The sequence below is a fragment of the Micromonospora sp. NPDC005197 genome (assembly GCF_040608295.1).
Classification (GTDB): domain Bacteria; phylum Actinomycetota; class Actinomycetes; order Mycobacteriales; family Micromonosporaceae; genus Micromonospora.
The window spans coordinates 81,284-104,287 of the sequence record NZ_JBEXHY010000001.1; the positions used below are offsets into that span (position 1 = coordinate 81,284).

Sequence of the window (23,004 nt, forward strand, 5' to 3'; positions counted from 1 at the left end):
GCTCAGGCCGCCTCGGTCAGCACGACCGCGATCCGCTCCTGGGCGGCCAACGCCACCACGGCGGGTACGTCCCGGATGAGCAGCGCCAGGTACAGCACCTTCTCGTCGTCCGTCGGGCTGACCATGTCGATGACGGTGGCCGCGAACCGGGTGCCCGCCCCGGCCGCCGCCCCGGTGGCGTTCTCGTCCGGGGTGCTGACCAGCAGCACCTTGTCTCCGGGGTGCAGCGCTCGGGCCGGCACCTGGGCGGTCTTCAGGCCGATCGCGATCTGCTGCTGACCCGGGCCGAGCAGCGGGTCGTCGGTGACCTGCCCGAGGGTGAGCAGGGTGCCCGGCACCAGCGCCACGGCGGCCCGCTTGCCGACCACCTCGTCCAGCCGGCCCGCGGGCACCGGGTGCAACCCCTGACCGCCGGCGACCTGCACGGTGATCAGATCGGCGGCGCTGACCTCCCGACCCACCTCCACCGGCCGGGCCACCGCGAGGTAGCTGCCGGTGGCCCGGACCGAGGTGACCGCGAACGCCGCCCCCAGCCCACCGAGGGCGATCAGGAGTACGGCGAGACCCAGCAGCCCTGGGCGGACGCGGCGCTGCCGGACCACCTTGGGCGGGCTGACCGGCGCGTCCACCGGCCCGGTCGCGTTACGCGTAGCCACACTCACCGTTCGATCTCCATTCCCGACTGTGGGGCTCGCAGAACCGGCTCACTCACCTGGTCACCACCTGGAGTTCCTTGATCTGGACCGGCACGGTGCCGCTGGTCCGGGTCTGCGGGATCGGGTCACCCTCGTCGCCGTCGTCGGTCCACCAGCGCACCGTCCAGTACGTGGTGGCGCCCACCCGGTAGGTGCCGGCCTTCGGGTAGCCGCGGTCGTAGCCGCAGTCCGGGGAGGTGCGGCCGGCGCGCTTGCCCTTCGGGTCGTACGGGGTGCCGGCCTTGGTGCAGGTGACCGTGTCGCCGTTGCCCATGTTCCAGACGATCCGGTCGACCTTCGCCTCGATCGAGACGGTCAGCCCACGGTCGGACGCGGAGGCGCGCAGCGGCCCGAAGTAGCTGGCGCTCGGGGTGGCCCACATCCACACGGGCAGGCCGACCAGGCCCGGGCCGATGTCCTTGCGGGGCGCCACCTTGAGCCGCGCCGGCAGCAGCTTGATCGACGCCAGGGCCCGGCGGGCCAGCTCCTCCGGGTCCGGCGGAGCGCCGAAGCCGGGCGGCGGCCCGTCCCGCAGCACCGTGTCCTGTGCGCCGAGATCGCCCCCGTTGCAGGTCTGCACGTACCACTGCTGACCCTCGGGTGCCGGCTTCTGCGGCGAGGCGAGCTTGTAGTAGCAGCCGTCGCCGTTGTTGAACCAGCCCAGCAGGTCGTCGTAGCAGGGGATCGTCCGCCCGCCCCACTGACAGACACCGCCGCCCCCGCCGCCGCCGGAGTCGCCGCCGCCGTTGTCGCCCCCGCCGCCGGGGCCGCCCGGCGTACCGGGCTCGTCGTCCCAGACGTTGCAGTCCGGTTGGCCGGGCGGACATCCGGCCCCCGGGTCGGCGCGTCGGGCGGCGGCGGCCGGCAGGGTCGCGCCGACCACCAGTAGCAACGCCAGACCGGCCCCCGCGAGCATCCGCCGGGCCGCGCCGGTGCGGGCTCTCCGCCCCCGGGTCAGCACGGCTGGTCCGGGTGCGCCGAGCCGGAGCTGATCAGCCAGCGACCGTCGGGATAGCGGGTGGCGGTGGCGGTAGCCAGATGTTTGCCGCCACCGCTGCCCGGGACCACGCGCTGGTCCTTGGTGTAGACCAGCCGGTAGCCGCTCGCGTCCAGGCAGTCCTGGATCTCCACGGTGGCCGGGTCAGAGTCCAGGCTGACGGCGGTCACGCTGGGATCGGACGCCAGCGTCCCGGTACGCATCGCGCCGTGCTCCTTTGCGTCGCGAATGGACAATTGCACCCGGGTCAGCAGCGGATCAGCGAGAAACCGGGACAGTTCCGGCGCGTGTGGATCATTGCGCCGACTCGCCGTCCGCGATGCTGCGAGATAACCGGAGTACGCCTCGAGCGCCGCCTTTTCGGCAGCTTCCCGTTCCGCGCCCGAATCGGCCCGCGCTCCGTCGCCCCGCGCCGTCGCCGGCCGATCGACCGCCTCCTGCCCGCTGCCGCAGGCGGTGACCGGCACCGCCGCCACGACCGCCAGCAGGCAGATTGCCGCTCGCCTGAGCTGCCGTCCGCGCACCGCTGAGCCCTCCTCGTGGTCGCCCGACGTGGCCATGAAGCACCGCCGCCGGGCATGCGGAAGCGCGCCCGGATCAGTGCCTTCCGGAGCTTTTACTGCGCTTCTGCATTCACCGTTACGGATCTTCTACAAATGCAAGGTCCCGTGTCGTCCGGTCGTAGAGGTGAGGCTTGCGTCACACCCAAGGGGCGAGCATAGGCTGACGCTCGCCGATGCAACAGAGGCAATTCAAGTGAACACTCTGCGTGATGATGGGTGGTGGTGGCGGGTGTTCGTGCTGCACTCCGGACGATGGCCGGTCGAGGGGTCGCCGACCGTCCGGCCTCGCCGGCCGGGGCCGATCCGCCGCAACCCCTGCGTCGGTCCCGAGAGTGGGACATCGCGCCGCCATCCCGGCATCCGGACTGCGTCCCGGGGCGACGGACCGGCCACCCCGTCTGCGGTGCCGACCGGCCCGCCCTCGGACGGGGAGATCATCGTGCCGCCGGTGGTGGACGTCGGTTTCCGCGCCATCCGCTACACCCGAGCGAACGTTCAGTCACGATCCGTGTTCACCTTTACCGGGGGTGGCCGGCGTCCGGCGTGGTCCACGTGGCGCTGACCGGCCCCCCTGCGGCGGCACCCGGTCGGCGAAACCCGACCGATCGGGCGGCGGCGGGGCCTGCCCCTGGCCGTCTTCGGCTCGCGACCGGGCTGGCGATCCTGACGGTCAGTCCGCTGCTGCGGTTGGCAGTCGTGCGCTACGCCGTACCCTCGGGCACCTCCAGCCGGACCGGCTGCGACGCCTGCGGCGCGGCGGTCGGCCTGACCCGGCCCTGGCCGGCGCTCGGCCCGGCCGGCCGGTGCGGCCGGTGCCGGGCCCGGGTCGGGCCGCCGCCCGGCACGGTCGAGGTGGCCGCGCTCGCCGCCGTGGCGCTGCTGGCGCTGGTCGGCCCGTCGGGCGGGGCGATGCCGGCGCTGGCATGGTGGCTCGCCTGGACCGTGCCGGCGGTCCTCGTCGACCTGGCCGCGCACCGACTGCCCGACCGGCTCACCCTGCCCGCGGCGGCCGGGACCTGGCTGCTGCTCGGCGCGGCCGCGCTCGCCGACGCCGACGCGGGCCCCTGGCTGCGGGCGGTCGCCGCAGGCGCGGGGCTGGCGCTGTTCTTCGCCACCAGCACGCTGCTGCTCGGCCGCCGCGGCTTCGGGTTGGGCGACGCGAAGCTGGCGCTCAGCGTGGGGGCACTGCTCGGCTGGTACGGCCTGCCCGTCCTGCTCCTCGGGCTGCTGCTCGCGTTCGGGCTGTCCGCGCTGGTGAGTCTGGGACTGCTGGTCGCCCGACGGGCCCGGTGGAGCACGCACCTGCCGTTCGGCCCGTTCCTGCTGCTCGGCACGGTGGGTGCCCTCCTCCTGACCTCCTGACGCCCACCCCACCGACCGTCGGGCGGCGGGGTCAGGGGCGGGGTCGGCTGGCCAGGTCGGGTACCGGGCGGCGGGCATCGGCGCGGCGGCGCAGCGCCTCGGCGGTCAGGCGGGCCAGAAGCGGGGTCGCCACCATGGCGACCAGGGCGCCGAGCAGCAGGCCGGCGGCCACGTCGTGCGGGTAGTGCACGCCCACGAAGACCCGGGAGAACGCGGCCAGCACGGCCAGCGGCAGCGCGACCAGTCCGAGCCGTCGGGAGAGCAGCAGTGTGGTGATCGCCAGCGCGCCGGCCAGGGTGGCGTGGTTGCTGGGGAACGACCAGTCACCCGGTGGTGGGCAGGTGCCGGCGACGATCGCCCGGCCCACCGTCCGGCACGGTCGGTCCTCGTCCACCACGGTCTTGAGCCATTCGCTGCTCGCGTACGCGAGGAGGGTCGGCAGCGGCGCGACCAGGGCGAGCGCCCGGTCGTGCGGGCCGCCGACCAGGCGGCGCAGCGCGGCCGCCACCAGCAGCGCGCCGAGCAGCAGGATCACCCCCTCGGTGACGTGCCCGACGAACCACTGCACCGGGTGCGGGGTGCCGGCGGCCGCGTCGACGATGTCGCGGTACCACTCGGCGCTGATCTCTGGAACGTCCGTGCTGCCGTTGTCGGCCATGAATCACCTCACCAGACGTTCATACCTCGTTCACCTGGAAGACACCCTGGGAACGCGGCAGGGGGCAGCGCAGGAGTCGAAGGTCGAGCCGGCCGCACGGAGGCCCGCCGGCAGGCGCTCAGGTCGGCGGAGGCCCGCCGGCAGGCGCTCAGGTCGGCGCGGGCCCGCCGGCCATGCGCTCGCGGACGGCCTCCAGCGCCTCGAAGGCGTACGCCCAGTTGTGGCACTTGAAGCTGCGCAGGCCGTCGATGGCGGTGTGGCAGTCGGCGCAGCGCACCCCGGGGATGGCCTCCGGCACCTCGGTGTTGACGTACCTGTGTTCGCCGAGGATGACCGTGGCGATCATGTTCTTGTCGTGCAGGCCGGTGAGCGCCGACGAGACGATGTCGTACCAGGTGATCCGCCGGCCGCACTTCGGGCAGTCCGGTTCGTCGCCGCTGACCCACAGCGGGGCGCCGATGCTGCGTGCCGGCATTCCCAGCAGCTTCTCCAGACGGCGGACGTCCGACTCCGGTGTGGTCCACCGGTGCCGGCCGGGCAGCGACGCGGGCGAGTCGTACACGGCGCGGAACAGGTCGTGGTCGACCCGCACGGTTTCCCGCTGACCGGTCATCGCGTCCCCCTCGGTGATTCGGTGCCCCCACCGTGGTCGGGGTTGACCAGGGGTGCAGCCGGATCAACGACACGAGGGGTCAGCGGGTCGTCGCCCCGGCTGCTAGACATCGAGATCTGACCGCGGCGAAGGGACCCCTCGTGACCGACCAGCCGACCCCCGACACGACCGACGTCACCGCCCGACCCAACGTCGCCCGGATGTACGACTACTTCCTGGGTGGCAGCAACAACTTCGCCGCCGACCGCGCCGCAGCCGAGCGGGTGTTGGAGATCTTCCCGGGCACCGGGCTCGCGGCCCAGACCAACCGGCACTTCCTGCGCCGAGCCGTCCGGTACGCCGTCGGGCAGGGCGTCCACCAGTTCCTGGACATCGGGGCGGGGTTGCCCGCCCAGGGGGCCGTGCACGAGGTGGTACGGGCCGTGGCGCCGGACGCCCGGGTGGTCTACGTCGACTACGACGAGGTGGCCGTCGCGTACGCCCGGCGGTTGTTGACGGACGTGCCCGGCGCGGCCGTCGTGCAGGGCGACCTGCGGCGGCCGGACGACCTGCTGGCCCACCCGGAGGTGCGGGCCACGCTCGACCTGGACCGCCCGGTGGCCGTGCTGCTGCTCGCGGTGCTGCACTTCGTGCCGGACGACGACGACCCGTGGGCTGCCGTCGCCCGGCTGCGCGACGCCACCGTGCCCGGCAGCCACCTGGTGCTGTCGCACCTGACGCTGGACGGCGTCCCGTCGGAGGTGGCCGAGCGCGGGCAGGCCGTGTACCGCACCAGCAGCGCCCCGCTGGTGCCCCGCACCCACGCCGAGACGCTGCGCTTCTTCGACGGGTACGACCTGGTGGAGCCCGGCCTGGTCGAGACCACCCGGTGGCGGCCGGACGGCGAGCCAGAGGTCGGGGACTCACACGGCTACGCCGGGGTCGGCGTCCGCCGCTGACGCGCTTTCGCCTCCGGTGGCGGGCCTCGGGTGGTACGACGGAAACAGCGCCTGCCACCGGGAGGAGCGCCGATGGCGAGCAGGCCCGAGCGGCTGTTGCGGACAAGCGACGCGCCGCTGAGCGCCTCGTTCCTGGAGCTCTTCTTCGACCTGGCGTTCGTGCTCGCCCTCAGCCAGTCGGCCGCGCACCTGCTGCACGACCTCACGCTGGCCGGCGCGCTGCACACCGCTCTGCTGCTGGCCGGCGTCTGGTGGATCTGGGTGACCACCACCTGGAGCGCCGACTGGTACGACCCGGAGACCCCGGCCATCCGCGTGGTGCTGGTCGTCGCCACGCTGGGCAGCCTGCTGGCCGGGGTGGCGATCCCGCAGGCGCTCGAGGAGCGGGGGGTGCTCTTCGCCGGCGCGTACGTCGCGGTCCATCTCGTCCGGGGCGTGGTCACCGCCTCGATGCTGCGCGGTCATCCACGGCAGCGCCGGGCGCTGCGGATCCTCTGCTGGTACACGGTCACCGCCGTGCCGTGGCTGGCGGGCGCGTTCCTGCCGCAATGGCGGGTGCCGCTCTGGGTGCTCGCCCTCGCGATCGACGTGACCGGCCCACGGCTCGGCTGGCCCACGCCGAGGCTGGGTCGCGCCCGTCAGCAGGAGTTGCGCCTCGCTGGCGCGCACTTCGCCGAGCGCTACCAGCAAATCATGATCATCGCGCTCGGCGAACTCGTCCTGGCCGCCGGGCTCTCGTACGCCGGCACCCGCCTCGACCTCGCCGAGACCGCCGCCTTCCTGCTGGTCTTCGCCACGGCTGTGCTGATCGGTCTGCTCTACGTGACCCCCGCCGGCCGGCAGCTGGGCTCGGCCATCGAGCGCGCCGACCCGTCCCGGCTCGGTGTCGTCACCGGATACCTGCACCTCGTGATGATCGCCGGCATAGTGGTCACGGCCGTCGGGGCCGAGCTGAGCATCGCTCATCCCTCCGAGGTCGGCGACATGAGGGCTGTCGCGGTCATCCTGGGCGGACCCACGCTGTTCCTCGTCGGCCGGATCCTGTTCTCGCTGGCCATCCACCGGCGGTTGTCCTGGCCTCGGGTTGGCGCGCTGCTCGTGCTGGCCGGCGCGGCGGCCGCCCTGCGGCTGCCGCTGCTGGCGATCAGCGCGGTCGCCACCGGCGTGGTGCTCGTGGTGGCGGTCCTGGACCACGCCGCCCCCTTCACCTATCGCCGGCGCAGATCTGCTGACTAAAGTCAGGCAGATGGACTCCGCGCTCATCGCCGCAGTGCGGCGGTTCAACCGGACTGTCACCCAGCGGGTGGGTGCGCTCGACGACGAGTACATGGCGCAGGGCCGACCCCTCGGGCAGGCTCGCCTGCTCTGGGAGATCGGCCCCGCCGGCGCCGAGGTCGCGGCGTTACGCGCACGGCTCGGCCTGGACTCCGGATACCTCAGCCGACTCCTGCGCACCCTGGAGAACGACGGGCTGGTCACCGTGGGCCCGGCCGGCCAGGCCGGCGGCGACGGCCGGGTACGCGTCGCCCAGCTCACCGACGCCGGCCGTACGGAATGGGCCGAACTCGACGAGCGGTCCGACGAACTCGCCGCCTCGATCCTCCAACCGCTCACCGAGCGACGCCGCGAACGACTCGTCGCCGCCATGGCCGAGGTCGAACGCCTGCTCATCGGGTCGATGGTGGTCATCGCACCGTGCCCACCGAGCGATCCGCGGGCCCGGGCGTGCCTGCGGGCCTACGCCCGGGACATCGGGCGGCGGTTCGACGACGGGTTCGACCCGGCACTGAGCAAGCCGATCCACGACGAGGAGATCGCCCCGCCCGCCGGCGTGCTCCTGCTCGCCACCCTCAACACCGAGCCCGTCGGCTGCGGCGCCGTCAAACTCCACCGCGACGCACCCGCCGAGATCAAGCGTGTCTGGGTGGCGGACAGCGTCCGCGGGCTGGGCATCGGGCGACGGCTGCTGAGCGAGCTGGAACGGTACGCCGCCGACCGAGGCGTGAGCACGGTCCGGCTGGACACCAACCGCAACCTCACCGAGGCGATCGCCATGTACCACGCGGCCGGTTACCGGGAGATCGAGCCGTACAACACCGAGCGCTACGCCCACCACTGGTTCGAGAAGCAGCTCGGGCAGTAAGTAGTGGCTACAGCCGTTCGAAGCTCTCCATCCCGGCGAGCTCCAGCACCTCGGTCCGGATCGCCGGGCATTCCTGACGGGTCTGGTCGTCGATCTGACGGCCGTTCGGCACGGGGCCCTGTTTCTCGTACCAGGAATAGAGGTTCACGGTCAGGTTGGCCATCGCGCCCGTCTCGGACCCGATCCCCTTCAGCGTCGGCAACTGGCCGTCCAGGTAGGCACACACCTCCTTCGCCGACACCGGATTCGAGCCGCGGGCCGGAGCGGATCCGGCCGCGCTGGGCGCGGCATCGGGTGCTGCCGGGGTGCCCGGCGCCGCAGCCCCGGGCTCGGGCGCGTCGGCGTTAGTGCATGCCGTCAGGGCGAACACAAGACAGAGGGCTGGCGCGATCAAGCGATTGCTTCTCATCATCAATTCTCGTCCTGACCTGGTTGTTGTTGGTGGTCAGCCCCGGCGATCGCGGTGACGAGCCACAGGCCGGTGGGCAGTCGGTAGCCGACGCCAGGTTCGCGAAACCGGTCGAGCAGCCGGACCGCCCCTGCCCGGGCCGAAACCTGCTTAGCCAGCGGGGCAGCCCGGTACGCGGCACCGGCGGGGCCGACCTCGATGAGCCATTCGGCAACCGCGTCGGCGTCGTCCGGGGCGTCCAGTTCGACGTCGTACGGCGTGATCGTGACGGCGGTCCAGCCGGCCCTGGTGAGGACTCGGACGAGCCTCGCCGGGTCGGCGAAGGAGAACGGACCGGGCTCGTCACCTACCGGTAGCGGTGGTAGCGGCCCGAGGTGCGGTGCTGCGCCGAGCATCGCGGCGGACAGCCACGGGTTGACGCCGCCGTCGCGGAAGACGGTCGCGGCGAGGCGTCCGCCCGGGCGCAGGGATCGTCGGATCGTGGCGCAGCCGGCGACCGGATCCGCCAGCAACATCAGGGTCATGCGCGAGAACGCCGCGTCGAACGGCGCCCCCGGCACGACATCGAGAGTCTCGATGTCGGCCACGTGGAACCGAATGTCCGGGAACCGCTGGCGGGCTGCGGTCACCATCGCCTCGGCGATGTCGACGCCGACCGCCGCGCCGGTCTCGCCGACCGCCCTGGCGAGCTCGGCCGTGGTGCCGCCGCAGCCGCAGCCCACGTCAAGAATCCGTTCGGCGGGCCGTGCGGCCAGTCGATCCATTGCCGCCGCGCCCAGCGGTCGGCCGGTCTCGTCCTGCCGGTCGGCGTGGCGGATCCAGCCGGCCGCCGCTCCCGCCCAGAAGGCGGCATTGCGGGAGCGTAGGGCGGCGGTGTCGGCCATCAGAACGGCATCTCGGCGCCGTCGACGCTCACCGACCGGAAGTTGGCTGCCTTCGTCGGGTCGAAGCCGTCCTCCTGCGCCGCCAAGCCCGCGGCGCGGACCAGTCGCTCCGACTGGAACTGGCGGAACGCCGCTTCGTCCTGCCAGATGTTGATGATCCGCCAGCCGTCCTCGGTCGGTCCGGAGACATGGGCGAGGAGCCCTGGTGGCCGGTCCGGCCCGAGGTGCCGCTCCACCTGCCGGTATTCCGCCTCACTGACGCCGGGCATCTCCTGCAACACACCGAACGGCATCGGCCGCCGCCTCTCGATAGAGTGAGCCTCTATCCAATAGAGCACTACACTCGACCGGTGGTTGTCAAGCGAATCTACGACTCTTCCCGCCGACAGGAGCAGGCCCGACAGACCCGGCGAGCAATCCTCGAAGCGGCCGGCCGCCTGTTCGTCGACCCCGGGTATGCGGCCACCCCGCTGACCGCGGTCGCCGCGGAAGCCGGCGTCGCGGTCCAGACCCTGTACGCGGTGTTCGGCAGCAAGCGGCACCTGCTCTCCCAGTTGGTCGACGTCACCCTGGCCGGCGACGACGAACCGGTGGCCCTGCCGGACCGGCCCTTCGTGGCCGAGATCCGCGCGCTCGCCGACCCTCGCGCCAAACTCGTCCGCTATGCCCGCCATCTGGCCGAGGTCAACGCCCGACAGGTCCAGGTGATGCTCGCGCTGGCCGGAGCAGCCACGGCCGATCCGGACGCCGCCGAGATCTGGCGCAAGAACATCGACGAGCGCCGCCGGGGCATGGCCATGTTCGCCGCCGAACTCGTCGGCACGGGGGGCCTCCGCCCCGACCTGGACGTCGATCAGGTGGCCGACATCCTCTGGCTGGCTCAGGACGTCCGTAACTTCGACTGGCTCGTCCGGCAACGCGGATGGTCGCTGGAGCGGTACCAGAGGTGGTACGTGGACACCGTCAGTGGCGCCACCATCGCCGGTGCCGAGTAGCGGTCACATCCGTTCCGGCGTCCGGATTCTGCGCGACAGCGTGGTGCTACCGACCGCTCTCCAGACCCCACCCGGCCAGCCGGGCGGTACGGGCACCGTGGACTTCCTGCTCGCCTACACCTGATGCACGTCCGCGCTTGCGCTCGCGACTCGACGTACCCGGTCAGCCCTTCACCGCGCCGGCGGTGAGCCCTTCGGTGAGGAAGCGCTGCCCGAGGGCGTACATGATCACCACGGGGATGCTGACGAGCAGCGACGCCGCGGCGAGTTGTCCCTGCGGTACGACGTCACCGGCGATCATCGACTGCATCCCCACCGGCAGCGTCTTGTACTCGTCCTTCGTGATGAACACGAAGGCGAAGAGGAATTCGTTCCAGGCGTTGGTCAGGGTGAAGAGCGCGACCGCCAGCAGCCCCGGCTTGGCCAGGGGCAGCACCACCCGGCCGAACGCCTGGACGCGGCTGCAACCGTCGACCAGCGCGGCCTCCTCCAGCTCGACGGGGATCGACGAGAAGTACCCCACCAGCAGCCAGGTGGCGAACGGCAGCGTGAAGGTCGGGTACGTCACCACCAGCGACCACAACGAGTCGGTGAGCCGCGCGCCGATGAGCATCTGGTACAGCGGGATGAACAGCAGCGCGCCCGGCATCACGTAGGTGAGCAGGACCGTGACGGTGAAGCCCTGCGCGCCGCGGAACCGCAGCCGGGCCAGCGCGTAGCCCGCCAGGGCGGCGCAGACCAGCGCCACCGCCGTGGACGCCGCGGACACCAGCAGGGTGTTGAGGTACCAGCGACCGAAGGGCTGGTTGGCGAAGAGTCCGCTGAACTGCTCCGTGGTCCACGGCGTCGGCCACAGGTCGTCGGTCCGCATCACGACCTGGCCCTCGGACTTGAAGGCCGTGACGGCGATCCAGTACAGCGGGCCCAGCACGAAGAAGAGCAGCCCGGCCAGCGCGACACCGGATCCCAGTCCCGACACCACAGACGACGCCCGGCGCCCGCCGCGCGACTGGAGGGTCGAGACCACCCGGCCGACCGCCGCGGCGATCAGCAGGATCACCCCGAGGACCACCGCCGCCTTCCAGAAGATCTGTGGCGACGCCCAGGCCAGCAGGCCGGTGACCACCGCCGCGACGACCCACGGCAGGGCCCTGCGCGCCGTCGCGGTCCACCGCGTACCGACCCACCGCGCTGCGCGGCGTGGTCGGGGCAGTTTCGCCCCCGAGTCCTGGCGCAACAGCCGGACCAGGACGAACACCAGCCCGCCGATGACCGGCAGCATGACGAGCGTGACCGCCGCGCCCGCGCCGTACTGCAACTGCAAGATCGCCTTCGAGTACGCGACGAGCACGTACGGCGCGGTCACGTCACCCGGGCCACCCTGGGTCAGCAACCAGACGAGGTCGAAGTTGTTGAACGTCCAGATCGACGACAGGGTCACCGTCACGGTGATCACGTGACGGAGTCCGGGCAGCGTCACGTTGACGAACCGCTGCAACGACGAGGCCCCGTCGATGGTCGCCGCCTCGTAGAGGTCCGCCGGGATGGCCTTCAACCCGGCCAGGAAACACACGGTGAAGAACGGCACCCCCTTCCAGACGTTGACGAGGATCACCGACGGCATGGCCAGCGACGGGTCGGACAGCCAGCCCGCCGGCCAGCTGTCCACCAGGTGCGCGCTGGCCAGCAGCGGCCCGATCCCGGTGGCGGTGAGCAGGGTGTTGACGCTGCCGAAGATGGGGTCGAGCAGCGCGCGCCAACTGAACGCCGTCACCACCGTCGGCACCACCCACGGCACCAGCAGCAACCCCGCCAGCACCGCGCGGCCGCGGCGCCGGTGGTGCAGCAGCAGGGCCGCGGCCAGCCCGAGCACCACCTTGAAGATCTCGGCGTACGCGGTGAAGACGAACGAGTTCACCACGCCCGTGTGGAACTGGTCGTCGCCGACGAGGTGGAGGTAGTTGTCCAGGCCGACGAACACGGTGTCCTGCCCGTGCCGTTCCGTGCTGCTGGTGACGATCGATCGAGCGATCGGCACGAGGACGAGCCCGCCGACCAGTATGGCCATGGGCGCGAGGAACAGCGCCGCCAGTCGCCAGTCACGCCCCAGCCGCCGCTGGGTAGCCGTGAGAGAGCCGGGTCCCGGCGGCGGGGACTTCCTCGCCGCCGGGGCCCGCGCGGGACGGACCGACCTCACTGCGGCAGCCCCTGCTGGTTGAAGATCTGCACCATCTTCGCGTGGGCGGCCGTCACGGCCTGCGCCGGCGCCGCGCCCTGCACGACCTGCTGCATCATGTCGGTGAGGACGTAGGCCGCGCCGACGGCCTGCTGGCCGGCGCTGGCCTTCTGCGGGAAGGCCAGGCCGTTCTTCGTGTTCAGCGGCAACTGCAACTGGGTGATCTTGCGCAGCATGGGGAACGCCGGGTCGCCGCTGGTGAAGAACGGGTCCGCGTCCCAGACCTTCTCCCAGGCGGGCATCACCAGGCCGGGCGCCTCCTTCGCCACCCCGAGCAGCGCGGGCGCGCTGACCAGGTACTGCGCCAGGAGCTTGGCGAGCCCGGGGTTCTTGGCGCCCTTGAAGACGACGAAGCCCTGCGACTGGCCGAGCAGCAGGGGATTGTTGGTCGCCGGCCCGATGCAGTCGGAGAACACGTGGGTCTTCGCGTACACCGGGTTCTTCTTGGTCCGGGAGTCCGCGTAGACGCTGAACTGGTTGCGGGTGTAACCGAGGATTCCCGCGAGCCAGTTCTCGTTGTTGCTGGTGTCGGTCCAGCTCGCGATCCCCGGCGGCAGCATCGGCTTGTACTTGGGATTGGTGTAGATGTCGCCCAGGAAGGTCACCGCCTGCACCGTCTCGGGGGAGTCGAACGTGACCTTCCGGCCGTCGTTGGAGGCGATCGACCCGCCGTACGCGTTGATCAGCGCCTCGATCATGCCGTTGGCGTCACCGGACCGGTTCACCGTCATGCCCCAGCCGAACCGGCGCTTGCCCGGATCGGAGATCTCCAGGCAGACGTCCCGCAGCTCTTCCCAGCTGTAGATGTCCTTGGGCGTGATGCCCTTGTCCTGCATCCAGTCCTTGCGCAGGAACGATCCGATCCCGATGAAGTGGTAGGGGATCGCGAACCACCTGCCGTCGAAGACGCAGAAGTTCGTGGCCTCGGCGGAGGGTTGGCCGTACTTGGCGGTCAATGCCTGGACGACGTCCGTCACGTCCTCCAGGTCGCCCAGCGCCTGGAACTGCGCGACGAACCGTGAGTCGGTCATGAACGCCAGGTCGCGCGCCACCCCGCCCTTGACCTCGGCATCGATCTTGGCCACCACGTCACCGGCGTCGGCCTGGACCAGACTGTTCTCGATCTTCGTTCCGGTGGTGTCGGCGAACTTCTTGACCGAGCTGTCGAGTGCCTCGTTCGCCGCCGTCGAGTACAGCTTCTGCGACAGCATCCCCATCGAGGAGCCCTTCATCGACGACGCGGCGTCGATCAGCTCCTGTGGAACGTCCGGCTGCACCTTGCTGGGCGATTCGGAGCTGCCCCCGCACGCGGCCAGGCCGGTCGCGCCGAGCACACCCACCCCCACCCCCAGAAAGCCGCGCCGAGACCACGCCGGCTTTTCTTCCATGGACATTCGCCTCCTTCATTTCCCCGCGTACGGCTGCACGCCGAAGGCTCACCTGGCGGACACCGCGATGGTTGGGTTCCACGCTTCGCCCGGGCCACTCGCGACATTTCGGGTGCCGCACGTCGGGCAGCGCGACGAGGTTGAGGCGATCGGCGACCGGGCCGAGATGGTGGCGCTGACGTTCCAGTTCGGTCGGGTCACGGGACCACCGCCGTTCGAGATTTCGAACTAGGTTCGATATACCGGATCGAGTGGTCGCGACGCTAGAGCAGTGCACTGAGTAATGTCAATGTTTCGATGCTGTTTCGACCCGAAAGCGGGAGGTCGGCTATCGAGACTGGGCCCGGTAGCCCATCCGAGCCGACAGCGCGGCCGCGCCCTCCCGAACCAGCCCGGTCCACTCCACCTGCACCTCAGGCGTCCAGCGGATGATCGGCGCGGACAGGCTCATCGCGGCGATGACGGCACCGGAATGGTCCCGGATCGCCGCCGCGACGCAGCGCATCGCGCTGTCCGACTCGCCGACGTCGACCGCGACACCCTCCGCCCGGACACCTTCGAGATGCTCACGGAGAAGGTCCGGGTCGGTGATGCTGTCCGGCGTCATCCCCGGCAGCGGATCCTTCGACAGGACGGCGTCCAGGTCCGCCTGATCGAGGGCCGACAGCAGTACCTTGCCGACCGCCGTGCAGTGGGCCGGCAGCCGCAGCCCGACTCCGGAAACCATCCGAACGGGGTGCGTGCTGTCGAACTTGACGAGGTAGATGACATCGGCGCCGTCGAGCACCGCCACATGAACCGCCTCGTCACACCTGGCGGCCACGTCCCGCGCGACGCCCTGCGCCTCGCGTACCAGATCAAGCCGGCCCGCGAACGCCGCGCCCAGCTGGAACAGCGGCATGCCGAGCCGGTACTGCACCGGCTGGCCCGGTACGGAGATCAGGTACGAGCGAGCCTCAAGCGTCACGAGCAGCTCGTGGACTGTGGTGCGGGGCAGGTCGAGCCGCTCCATCACCTGGCGGGCCGACAGTTGGGGGCAATCCAGGAACAGTTCGAGGACGTCAAGCGCGCGGATGACTGCCGGTACCACACGGGGCATGTCGAAGGTCCCTTCGCAGTGCCGGACTCGTGCCAACGATCTCCACACGGACCAGCACCTGAAGAGGATAGCCACGTCAGCCCCGAGCGCCATGGCCATGGCGGAGCAGTAAGGGGGCGTTCACATGCGTTCGGGGGTCCGGATGCCGAGCAGGTGCAGGCCCTGCCGGAGCACCCGGGCGGTCAGGTCACAGAGCACCAGCCGGCTGTCCCGGACGGGCCCCTCGGCCCGCAGCACCGGACACCGTTCGTAGAACGCGCTGAACGCCGCGGCCAGCCGGTACAGGTAGCCGGCGAGGTGATGGAACTCCAGGTCCTCCGCCACCTCGCCGACCACCCGGCCGAAGCCGACCAGTTCGAAGGCCAGCGCCCGCTCCGCCGGCTCGGCCAGCGAGACGGCCGCTTCCGGCCGGGCCGCCACCCCGGCCCGCCGAAAGATCGACTGGATCCGGGAGTACGCGTACTGGAGGTAGGGCGCGGTGTTGCCGTCCAGGGACAGCATCCGCTCCCAGTCGAGCACGTAGTCCCGGTGCCGGTCGTTGGACAGGTCGGCGTACTTGATCGCGCCGATGCCGACCGCCCGGCCCACCTCGGCCGCCTCAGCCTCGCCCAGTTCCGGGTTCCGGTCCCGGGCCAGCGCGGTGGCCCTCGCGATCGCCTCCTCCAGCAGCCCGACCAGCTTCACCGACCCGCCGGCCCGGCTGCGCAGCATCCGCCCGTCCGACCCGAGGATCGAGCCGAACCCGACATGCTCGGCCCGGGCCGGCGGGGACAGCCAACCGGCCTGTGCGGCGACGGCGTACACCATCTCGAAGTGCCGCCGTTGCGGCAGCCCGACCACGTAGAGCAGTCGGGTCGCGCCCAGCGCGTCGGTCCGCTGCCGGATCGCCGCCAGGTCGGTCGCCGCGTACCCGTACCCGCCGTCGGACTTGCGGACGATCAGCGGCAGCGGCTCGCCGCCCCGGCCCACCGAGCCGGGCGGGAACACGCAGGCCGCCCCGTCGCTCTCGCGCAGCAGGCCGAGCCGACCCAGGTCCTCGACCACCGGGGCGAGCAGGTCGTTGTAGCTGCTCTCGCCGTGGAAGTCCCGCTCGGTGAGGGTCACGTCGAGCCTGTCGTACACGGTCAGGAAGTACCGCTCGGACTGCTCCACCAGCAGCCGCCACAGCCGCAGCGTCACCGGATCGCCGCCCTGCAGGGCCACCACCCGCAGCCGGGACCGCTCGGCGAACGCCTCGTCGGCGTCGAACTTCGCCCGAGCCGCCTTGTAGAACGAGTCCAGGTCCCCCATGGACAGCTCGTGTGCGGCCTCGGCCTCGCCCAGATCGGCCAGATGCTCGATCAGCATGCCGAAGGGCGTGCCCCAGTCGCCCAGGTGATTGGCCCGCAGCACCCGGTGCCCCAGCCACTCCAGCAGCCGGGCCGCCGCGTCGCCGATCACCGTCGAGCGCAGGTGCCCGACGTGCATCTCCTTCGCCACGTTCGGCGCCGAGTAGTCGATGACCACGGTCTCCGGCTCGGCGGCCACCGGCACACCCAGCCGCGGGTCGGTGGCGAGCGCGGACACCAGCCCGGCCAGGACCGCGTCGGCGACGGTCAGGTTGAGAAAGCCCGGCCCGGACACCTCGGCGACACTGCACACGTCGGCCAGGTCGGCGTACTGCAGCACCTCGGCGGCGACGTCGCGCGGCGGCCGGCCGAGCCGCCGGGCCAACGCCAGCGCCGCGTCGGACTGTAAGTCCGCGCGCGGAGACCGCCGCACGACCGGGTCGACCGGTACGCCGGCCACCGTCGCGAACGCCGGCGCCAGCCGGTCGGTCAGCAGCTTTTCCAGATCCATGGGTACGCCGATCTCGCTCGGATCCGCCGCTCGCGGATCACCGGAAGGGGATGCGGGCGGACCGAGGACGATCGGTGACGACCGGCGGCTCGATCCGCCGGTCGCAGGTGAGGGATGCTCAGCGCGGGCGGTCGCAGGACCGCCGGCGTCGCAGCGCGCCGAACAGGACGTCGGGGGACGCCGTCGGGGACGCGTACGAGCTGGACATGGCGTCAACCTAACCAGCGGACCCGTGGCCGTGCAACGCCATTGACGTCCGACCGGGCCGGCGTTGGTGACGGCGGTCACACCGATGCGGGACCCGATCACGAGGGGGTCGTCGTCTTACCTGATGTGAGACGAAGTCTGGACGCGGCCGACGAGCAGGAACTCGTACGTCGCGTGGCCCACGGTGACCGGCGGGCCTTCGACGAGCTCTACCGGCGCACCGCACCCTGGCTGGAGGTGCGGCTGCGGCGTCGGTGCGCCGACCCCGATGTGGTCGCCGACGTCCTCCAGGAGACCTACCTGACCCTCTGGCGGGCGGCCGGCAGCTTCGCCGGCGACCAGGTCAGCGGCAGCGCCGTCGGCTGGTTGTGGACCATCGCCGCGCACCGCCTGGTCGACGCGTTCCGGCGTCGCTCCCGGCAGGCCCGGACGCCGCAGGTACACCCGGTCGAGACGGTCGTGCCCGCCGCCGAGGACGAGGTGCTGGCCGGCCGGGTCGGGCAGGAACTCGAACAGGCCCTCGCCGTGCTGGCGCCCGAGGTCCGCGCGGTGCTGCGCGCCACCGTCCTCGACGGCTTCACCGTCCGCGAGACGTCCGTGCTGCTGGGCGTACCCGAGAACACCGTCAAGTCCCGGATCCGCCGCGCCCGGATCGTCCTGCGGGAGGCCCTGTCATGACCACGCATCCCACCCTGAATGACATCGACCGCTACGCCGACTTCGATCCCGGCCTCGACGAGGCGACCGTCTGGTCGATCGAGGTGCACCTGGAGAACTGCGCCGACTGCCGCGCCCGCCTGGCCGGCAGCACCACGGCCGAGTCGCGCGCCCTGGTCGCCGAGGTCGCGGCAGCCGTCGACCGTGGGATCGCCGCCGGCCCCGCCCCACGGTCCAGGGCCTTCTTCCGTACGCCGGTGCGGCAGCGCTGGTTCGTGGCGGCGCTGCTGCCGTGGGTCGCCATGACCGCCGGCGTGCTCGGCACCGCGGCCCTGCTCACGTACTTCCTGTCCGAGTTGCCGTCGATCGTGTTGCTGCTCGCGCCCCTGGCGCCGCTGCCCGGGGTCGCGGCTGCCTGGAGCAGACGCGCCGACCCGGCCTGGGAGCTGATCGTCGGCACCCCGTCGGCCGGTCTGACGATGCTGTTGCGCCGTACCGCAGTGGTGCTCGTCCTCGTCATCCCGGTGCTCGCCGCGTTCGCCGCCCTCGGCGCCAGCCGGGCGAACCCCGCGCTGATGCTCCTGCCGTGCCTGGCCTTCACCGCCGCCACGCTGCTGCTCGGCTCCCTCGTCGGCGTTCACCGCGCCGCGATCGGCCTGATGGTGGCCTGGGCCGCCGCCGTGGTCGCGCCCAGCCTCGCCACCGCCGAACTGCCGGTGCTCCTGGAACCGGCGGCCACCGGCGGGTGGGCCGTCGTCACTGTCGTGCTGGCCGCCCTGACCCTCCTGCGCGCCAACAGCTTCCGGCGCCTCACCTCGTTCTGAAAGGAACCACCATGCGAGCGGTGAGTACGGCCGAAACGGCCACCACCATCCACCCCTGGGCCATTCACGCCGAGGCGCTGAAGGTGCGGGCCGGCCGCCACCTGGCCGTCGACGGGCTCGACCTGAGCCTGGGCACCGGCGTGCACGGCCTCCTGGGGCGCAACGGCGCGGGCAAGACGACGTTGATGCGTGCCCTCGCCACCGTGCTCAAGCCGGCCGGAGGTCGGCTCACCCTGCTCGGCAGCTCGGTCGACGGCCGCGCCGACCTGCGCCAGGCCCGGCGCGCGCTGGGCTACCTGCCGCAGCACTTCGGCTACTACCCGCGGTTCACGGTGCGCGAGTTCGTGTCGTACCTGGCCTGGTTGAAGGAGATGCCGAAGCCCGACATCCCGGCGGCCACGCAGCGCGCGATCGACCGCGTGGGACTCAGCGCCAAGGCCGACGCCCGCCTCCGGACACTCTCCGGCGGGATGCTGCGCCGGGCCGGCGTCGCCCAGGCCATCGTCAACGACCCGCAGGTGCTGCTGCTGGACGAGCCGACCGTCGGCCTCGACCCCGAACAGCGCCTCGACCTGCGCGAGCTGCTGCGCGACCTGGGTACGGACGCCTGCGTACTGGTCTCCACCCACCTCGTCGAGGACGTGGTCGCCGCCTGCACCGAGGTCGTGCTGATCAACGAGGGTCGGCTGGTCTGGCAGGGCACGCCCGCCGCCCTGGCCACCCAGGGCGACGAACACCACCCGGGCGACAGCCCCGCCGAACGCGGCTACTCGGCCCTGCTCCGCCGCCACCACGCGGAGGCCGCCCGATGAGTGTCCTGAGGATCGAACTGCGGCGCTCCGCCGCGGCCGGCGCCGCCCTGCTCGCGTTGGCGGTCGGCGTCGCCGCCCTCTACATCGCCCCGGGGCGCTGGTCGGAGGGCTGGATGTCCCTCACGCTGACCGTGAAGGAGTACATGATCCTGCTGTGGCCGATCGCCCTGGCCGCCGGAGCGTGGCAGGGCCGCCGCGAGCACCGGGCCAAGGTCGGCGAACTGTTCGCCACCACACCCCGGTCCCGCATCCGCCGGATGCTGCCGGTCCTCGTCGCGATGGGATCCTCGGTCGGGCTCGCCTTCCTGCTCGTGGTCGCCGCGGGCGGCATGCGGATCGCGTCGACCGCCGCCTACTTCCCGCCGGACGTCGTCGCCATCACGCTGGTCGGCGCGCTCTGCCTCGTCGCGGCGGCCTGGCTCGGCCTGGGCATCGGGCGGCTGCTGCCCACTCTGGTGACCGCACCCGTGCTCGCCGTGGCAGGTGTGTTGCTGGTCTTCTTCACCGTGATCATGCGGCCCGACTGGATGGGCGCGATCCTGTCGCCCGCCTACGGCAGCACCCCGTTCTACCCGTTCCAGACCATCGACCCGCGGGTCACCGCCGTGCTCGCCCTCTTCATGGGCGGGCTCGCGCTGACCGGCGTACTCCTGCTGGTCGCCGGGGGCCGACGGGCCTCGGTGGCCGCCGTGCTGCCGGTGCTGCTCGGCTTCGGCGCCGCGGCGGCGATCGTCCCCCGCGACGACGCAGCCCTCGTCGCACCTGTCGACCCCGTCGCCCGCGAACTCGTCTGCACCGACGACGCGCCGAAGGTCTGCGTCACCCGCGTCCACGCGAACGTGCTGGACGCGCTGACCCCACTCGCCCGCCAGGGCATGTCCGTCCTCGCGAAAATGCCGAACGCCCCCACGCAGGCGCACGAGGACAGGCGGGCCTTATTCCTCGGGGACGCGCCCGCCCGCGACGCCGACATCGTCACGATCGACGTCCGGATCGACGACCACGGCGGCCTGGCCCACCCCGACGCCGTGGTCCCCGAGATGGTCTTCGGCCTGGGCACCGGGTACGGCAACGGGGAATGCGAGCGCAACGCCGCGGTCGAACGAGCAGCCGCCTACCACCTGCTCGGCCGCGAGCCGGTCTCCGACGTCGGCGTGATCCCCGAGATGATCGAGGAGGATCCGCAGCTCAACGCCGAGGCGGTCACCCTGTGGCAGGGCCTGCAGAAGCTACCGGCACCGGAGGCGATCGCCCGCGTGACGGCGGTCCGCGACGCGATCCTGGCCTGCCGGGACACCACCGGACTGCTGTCGCGATGACCCTCCACCTGCGCGCACGACGCGTACCCCTGGCACTGGCCGCGTCCGTCGGCGCCGCAGCGCTGATCTGGGCGCTGTGGCTGACCCTCTCGAAGGAGCGCGACGCCATCCTCCTGCTCGTCGTACTGACGGTCATGCTGATGGTGGCGGTCCTGTCGACCACGCTGGCCGCCCCGGACGAAGACCTGGAACGCACTGCCGCACTGCACTGGCCGTGGCGCCGAGCCGTGCACCTGCTGGCCGCTCTGGCGGTCGTACTCGTCGTGCTGCTCGCCACCCAACTAACCGGCGCCCGTTTCGGCCCCGCCGCGCTGGTGGTTCGCGACTCCGCCGGCCTGCTCGGCCTGACCGCCCTCTGCGCGGCGGTCGTAGGCGCGGCCCGCGCCTGGTTCCTTCCGATGGGGTGGGCGGTCGTCGCCGCGATGTTCCCCCAGCCGAGCACGTGGGGCGCGCTCGCCACCTGGCAGGGACAACCCCACACCAGCCGACCGGCGGCGGCGGTCGCAACCGTCCTGGCGGTCACCGGCCTGGTGACGTACGCGATGCGCGGAGCCGCCCGACGCGAGTGACTGGCCGTCCGCTACCGGTCGACGTAGTGGTACCGGCAGGCGATGATCTCGACGTCGTCCTTGGTGACCCGATACACCAGCCGGTGTTCGCGATCGATCCGGCGGGACCAGAAGCCGGACAGCTCTCCTCGAAGGGGTTCCGGCTTGCCGATGCCCTCGTATCCGTTGCGCATCACGTCCGCGATGAGATCGTTGATGCGTTTGACCAACTTGCGGTCGGTGTGGCTGAGGTACTGGTTCCAGGCCGTCGCGGTGAAGACCAGCCTCACGCGATGTCCCGGACGGTGGCCGGGTCGATCAGGTCCCGCTCGACCGCGTCGCCCTTCTCAAGCTCTGCCATCGAGCGGCGCAGGGCTGCGGCGTTGGCCGGGTTGCGAAGGAGGTACTCGGTCTCCTTCATCGACTCGTACTCCGCAAGTGGCACGATCACCACGGGCTCGTGTCCGGACCGGGTCACCACTACTTCCTCCGCGTCGTTGATGACGCTGTCGAGTTCGGCGGCCAGGTTCTGTCGAAGCTGGGTGAAGTTCACGGTCCGCATGACCACCTCCAGGGCAAGTACAGAAAACTGTACCTCGGGTGGAATGGTCGCGCCATGCACGTGCGTGGCCGGCTGCTGGTGTACTTAGCTGCTACAGGCCACGCGCACCAAGACGAGAGACCTGTCAAGGGCTGGCTGAGCTGCGGAAGAGTGGGCCGCCAGGGACTCGAACCCTGAACCCCTCTCGCCTGGCATCGACCATGTCCTATCGGAGAGATCGGTCGGCTGACCTCGGCGAAGCCTTCCGTTGCCTTACAGCGGTTGACGGCACTTGTTGGTGTCAGTTGTGCCCGCGTTGTGCCCGACGATCTTGCCGGCCGTCGCTAGTGCCGTGACCACGAACGTTCACGGTGTTGGGTGACACGCCGTCCGGCCTATCGGCCGGGCGGCGCCGCAGCGGTCAGGCTGTGGCGGTGGCGGATCTTGTACGCGTGCGGCGGCTGAGTGATCAGGAAGGTCAGCAGCTGCTCAGAATCACCCGCCGGGGAACCGGTTCACCGATCCGACTGCGACGGGCGATGGTCGTGCTCGCGTCTGCCGGCGGGAACACGGTGCCGGCGATCGCCCGCTTGGTCCAGGCCGACGAGGACACGATTCGGCAGGTCATCCACCGGTTCAACGAGATGGGGATGGCCAGCCTGGACCCTCAGTGGGCGGGTGGCCGTCCCCGCCAGATCAGTCCTGACGAGGAACAGTTCATCGTCGAGACGGCCAACACCCGCCCCGAGAAACTGGGGCGACCGTTCACCCGCTGGAGCATCCGCAAGCTCGCCGATCACCTGCGCGTTCATTCCACCCGCCGGGTCGGGATCGAGCGGGAACGGCTCTGTACGTCTTCAAGGCGGCCCGAGACGGGCCGCACGCGCCGCCGCCTGGGCGCGAGTCCGTCGCTTCGCTGGCGCTCCGACTCCGGCCACGCAGAACGCCCGGCGGCTGGCGCGGAGAGCGGGATGCCCGGGGGCCGCCGCTGACGGTGGTGCCGAGGGTGGTTGGTGTTCGTGGGCCGGCAGCCGGCCGGGCACCGCGCCCGATCGGCGCGGCGCAGGGAAGGGCACGCCGGGTCCGCTACGGCGGTTCGCGGCGGCGGGCCGGTCGCGGTTACCGCGCCTCCGGCGGGGGCGCAACGACTCCGAGATGGCCGGGGGTCCGCCGGCGGGTCGCGGTCCATGGGTGGTTGCGCAGGGCCCATCCCGCCAGCCGTCGACCCGGGCGAGCCGAGCAGCCCGCCGCCCAGCCCGCCAGCGTCCCGTACGTGC

27 protein-coding genes are annotated in these 23,004 nt (G+C 71.6%); 13 read left to right on the forward strand and 14 right to left on the reverse strand.

Going from position 1 to position 23,004, the window contains the following annotated elements; all coding sequences use genetic code 11:
• Positions 1-2: 2 nt before the first annotated feature.
• From ABZU46_RS00395 to ABZU46_RS00405, 3 genes are read right to left on the reverse strand one after another with little or no spacing between them, the layout of a single operon-like run.
• Positions 3-662, reverse strand: coding sequence for an SAF domain-containing protein (locus tag ABZU46_RS00395; RefSeq protein WP_354853592.1), 660 nt, complete (start codon positions 660-662; stop codon positions 3-5).
• 46 nt (positions 663-708) lie between these two features.
• Positions 709-1,611 carry a hypothetical protein gene (locus ABZU46_RS00400; RefSeq protein ID WP_354853914.1) on the reverse strand — a complete coding sequence of 301 codons (903 nt, stop codon included), beginning with the start codon at positions 1,609-1,611 and terminating at the stop codon, positions 709-711.
• Positions 1,612-1,649: 38 nt separating this feature from the next.
• Positions 1,650-2,216 carry a hypothetical protein gene (locus tag ABZU46_RS00405; RefSeq protein ID WP_354853916.1) on the reverse strand — a complete coding sequence of 189 codons (567 nt, stop codon included), beginning with the start codon at positions 2,214-2,216 and terminating at the stop codon, positions 1,650-1,652.
• A 693-nt stretch (positions 2,217-2,909) separates the two neighbouring features.
• Between ABZU46_RS00405 and ABZU46_RS00410 the strand changes: the two genes are divergently transcribed.
• On the forward strand, positions 2,910-3,617 hold the full coding sequence (locus ABZU46_RS00410; protein WP_354853918.1) for an A24 family peptidase: 708 nt from the start codon (positions 2,910-2,912) through the stop codon (positions 3,615-3,617).
• A gap of 31 nt (positions 3,618-3,648) precedes the next feature.
• Here the strand turns inward: ABZU46_RS00410 and ABZU46_RS00415 are convergent, their stop codons facing one another.
• Positions 3,649-4,275 (reverse strand): phosphatase PAP2 family protein, encoded by a 627-nt coding sequence (locus ABZU46_RS00415; RefSeq protein WP_354853595.1) that lies wholly within the window; start codon positions 4,273-4,275, stop codon positions 3,649-3,651.
• Between the two features lie 148 nt (positions 4,276-4,423).
• Positions 4,424-4,888, reverse strand: coding sequence for a hypothetical protein (locus tag ABZU46_RS00420; protein WP_354853598.1), 465 nt, complete (start codon positions 4,886-4,888; stop codon positions 4,424-4,426).
• Positions 4,889-5,028: 140 nt separating this feature from the next.
• On the opposite strand from ABZU46_RS00420, the gene ABZU46_RS00425 reads away from it, so the two are divergent.
• The 3 genes from ABZU46_RS00425 (at position 5,029) to ABZU46_RS00435 (ending at position 7,969) form a co-directional block, all read left to right on the forward strand.
• On the forward strand, positions 5,029-5,826 hold the full coding sequence (locus ABZU46_RS00425; protein ID WP_354853601.1) for an SAM-dependent methyltransferase: 798 nt from the start codon (positions 5,029-5,031) through the stop codon (positions 5,824-5,826).
• 72 nt (positions 5,827-5,898) lie between these two features.
• Complete coding sequence (locus tag ABZU46_RS00430; protein WP_354853603.1) at positions 5,899-7,062, forward strand: low temperature requirement protein A; 1,164 nt, start codon at positions 5,899-5,901, stop codon at positions 7,060-7,062.
• A 10-nt stretch (positions 7,063-7,072) separates the two neighbouring features.
• On the forward strand, positions 7,073-7,969 hold the full coding sequence (locus ABZU46_RS00435; RefSeq protein ID WP_354853606.1) for a helix-turn-helix domain-containing GNAT family N-acetyltransferase: 897 nt from the start codon (positions 7,073-7,075) through the stop codon (positions 7,967-7,969).
• Positions 7,970-7,976: 7 nt separating this feature from the next.
• On the opposite strand, the gene ABZU46_RS00440 is transcribed toward ABZU46_RS00435, so the two are convergent.
• Genes ABZU46_RS00440 through ABZU46_RS00450 form a run of 3 tightly spaced genes read right to left on the reverse strand, consistent with a single transcriptional unit; the run spans position 7,977 to position 9,555 of the window.
• Positions 7,977-8,381, reverse strand: coding sequence for a hypothetical protein (locus ABZU46_RS00440; protein ID WP_354853609.1), 405 nt, complete (start codon positions 8,379-8,381; stop codon positions 7,977-7,979).
• Positions 8,381-9,262 carry a methyltransferase domain-containing protein gene (locus ABZU46_RS00445; protein ID WP_354853612.1) on the reverse strand — a complete coding sequence of 294 codons (882 nt, stop codon included), beginning with the start codon at positions 9,260-9,262 and terminating at the stop codon, positions 8,381-8,383. Before ABZU46_RS00445 ends, ABZU46_RS00440 begins: the two co-directional genes overlap by 1 nt.
• On the reverse strand, positions 9,262-9,555 hold the full coding sequence (locus tag ABZU46_RS00450; RefSeq protein ID WP_354853615.1) for a hypothetical protein: 294 nt from the start codon (positions 9,553-9,555) through the stop codon (positions 9,262-9,264). Before ABZU46_RS00450 ends, ABZU46_RS00445 begins: the two co-directional genes overlap by 1 nt.
• A gap of 57 nt (positions 9,556-9,612) precedes the next feature.
• Between ABZU46_RS00450 and ABZU46_RS00455 the strand changes: the two genes are divergently transcribed.
• Complete coding sequence (locus tag ABZU46_RS00455) at positions 9,613-10,257, forward strand: TetR/AcrR family transcriptional regulator (protein WP_354853618.1); 645 nt, start codon at positions 9,613-9,615, stop codon at positions 10,255-10,257.
• Complete coding sequence (locus tag ABZU46_RS00460; protein WP_354853621.1) at positions 10,247-10,381, forward strand: hypothetical protein; 135 nt, start codon at positions 10,247-10,249, stop codon at positions 10,379-10,381. Before ABZU46_RS00455 ends, ABZU46_RS00460 begins: the two co-directional genes overlap by 11 nt.
• 39 nt (positions 10,382-10,420) lie before the next feature.
• Here the strand turns inward: ABZU46_RS00460 and ABZU46_RS00465 are convergent, their stop codons facing one another.
• Positions 10,421-12,325, reverse strand: coding sequence for an ABC transporter permease subunit (locus ABZU46_RS00465; protein ID WP_354853624.1), 1,905 nt, complete (start codon positions 12,323-12,325; stop codon positions 10,421-10,423).
• Between the two features lie 125 nt (positions 12,326-12,450).
• Positions 12,451-13,887 carry an extracellular solute-binding protein gene (locus ABZU46_RS00470; protein ID WP_354853626.1) on the reverse strand — a complete coding sequence of 479 codons (1,437 nt, stop codon included), beginning with the start codon at positions 13,885-13,887 and terminating at the stop codon, positions 12,451-12,453.
• Here ABZU46_RS00470 and ABZU46_RS00475 point away from each other — a divergent pair.
• Complete coding sequence (locus tag ABZU46_RS00475; RefSeq protein ID WP_354853629.1) at positions 13,880-14,113, forward strand: hypothetical protein; 234 nt, start codon at positions 13,880-13,882, stop codon at positions 14,111-14,113. The genes ABZU46_RS00470 and ABZU46_RS00475 overlap by 8 nt on opposite strands.
• 96 nt (positions 14,114-14,209) lie before the next feature.
• Here the strand turns inward: ABZU46_RS00475 and ABZU46_RS00480 are convergent, their stop codons facing one another.
• Positions 14,210-15,079 carry an IclR family transcriptional regulator gene (locus ABZU46_RS00480; protein WP_354853631.1) on the reverse strand — a complete coding sequence of 290 codons (870 nt, stop codon included), beginning with the start codon at positions 15,077-15,079 and terminating at the stop codon, positions 14,210-14,212.
• A gap of 21 nt (positions 15,080-15,100) precedes the next feature.
• Entirely contained in the window at positions 15,101-16,819 is a 1,719-nt protein-coding gene (argS, locus tag ABZU46_RS00485) for an arginine--tRNA ligase (RefSeq protein ID WP_354853634.1), read from the reverse strand.
• Between the two features lie 333 nt (positions 16,820-17,152).
• Between argS and ABZU46_RS00490 the strand changes: the two genes are divergently transcribed.
• From ABZU46_RS00490 to ABZU46_RS00510, 5 genes are read left to right on the forward strand one after another with little or no spacing between them, the layout of a single operon-like run.
• The gene (locus ABZU46_RS00490) at positions 17,153-17,704 is read left to right on the forward strand and encodes a sigma-70 family RNA polymerase sigma factor (protein ID WP_354853636.1); all 552 of its coding nucleotides are present in this window, start codon (positions 17,153-17,155) and stop codon (positions 17,702-17,704) included.
• A complete protein-coding gene (locus tag ABZU46_RS00495; protein ID WP_354853639.1) occupies positions 17,701-18,507 on the forward strand; it encodes a hypothetical protein in 807 nt (268 codons plus the stop codon). The genes ABZU46_RS00490 and ABZU46_RS00495 overlap by 4 nt, the downstream gene beginning before the upstream one ends.
• Before the next feature lie 11 nt (positions 18,508-18,518).
• Positions 18,519-19,319, forward strand: coding sequence for an ATP-binding cassette domain-containing protein (locus ABZU46_RS00500; protein WP_354853642.1), 801 nt, complete (start codon positions 18,519-18,521; stop codon positions 19,317-19,319).
• Positions 19,316-20,638, forward strand: coding sequence for a hypothetical protein (locus ABZU46_RS00505; RefSeq protein WP_354853645.1), 1,323 nt, complete (start codon positions 19,316-19,318; stop codon positions 20,636-20,638). Before ABZU46_RS00500 ends, ABZU46_RS00505 begins: the two co-directional genes overlap by 4 nt.
• Positions 20,635-21,207 carry a hypothetical protein gene (locus ABZU46_RS00510; RefSeq protein WP_354853648.1) on the forward strand — a complete coding sequence of 191 codons (573 nt, stop codon included), beginning with the start codon at positions 20,635-20,637 and terminating at the stop codon, positions 21,205-21,207. The genes ABZU46_RS00505 and ABZU46_RS00510 overlap by 4 nt, the downstream gene beginning before the upstream one ends.
• 11 nt (positions 21,208-21,218) lie before the next feature.
• Here ABZU46_RS00510 and ABZU46_RS00515 read toward each other — a convergent pair whose 3' ends face one another.
• Together ABZU46_RS00515 and ABZU46_RS00520 are read right to left on the reverse strand one after the other, a co-directional pair.
• Positions 21,219-21,476: a Txe/YoeB family addiction module toxin gene (locus ABZU46_RS00515; RefSeq protein ID WP_354853651.1), complete on the reverse strand. Its 258-nt coding sequence runs from the start codon at positions 21,474-21,476 to the stop codon at positions 21,219-21,221.
• Positions 21,473-21,748: a type II toxin-antitoxin system prevent-host-death family antitoxin gene (locus tag ABZU46_RS00520; protein WP_354853654.1), complete on the reverse strand. Its 276-nt coding sequence runs from the start codon at positions 21,746-21,748 to the stop codon at positions 21,473-21,475. Before ABZU46_RS00520 ends, ABZU46_RS00515 begins: the two co-directional genes overlap by 4 nt.
• 407 nt (positions 21,749-22,155) lie before the next feature.
• Between ABZU46_RS00520 and ABZU46_RS00525 the strand changes: the two genes are divergently transcribed.
• Positions 22,156-22,719 (forward strand): helix-turn-helix domain-containing protein, encoded by a 564-nt coding sequence (locus ABZU46_RS00525; protein WP_354853657.1) that lies wholly within the window; start codon positions 22,156-22,158, stop codon positions 22,717-22,719.
• Positions 22,720-23,004 lie beyond the last annotated feature (285 nt).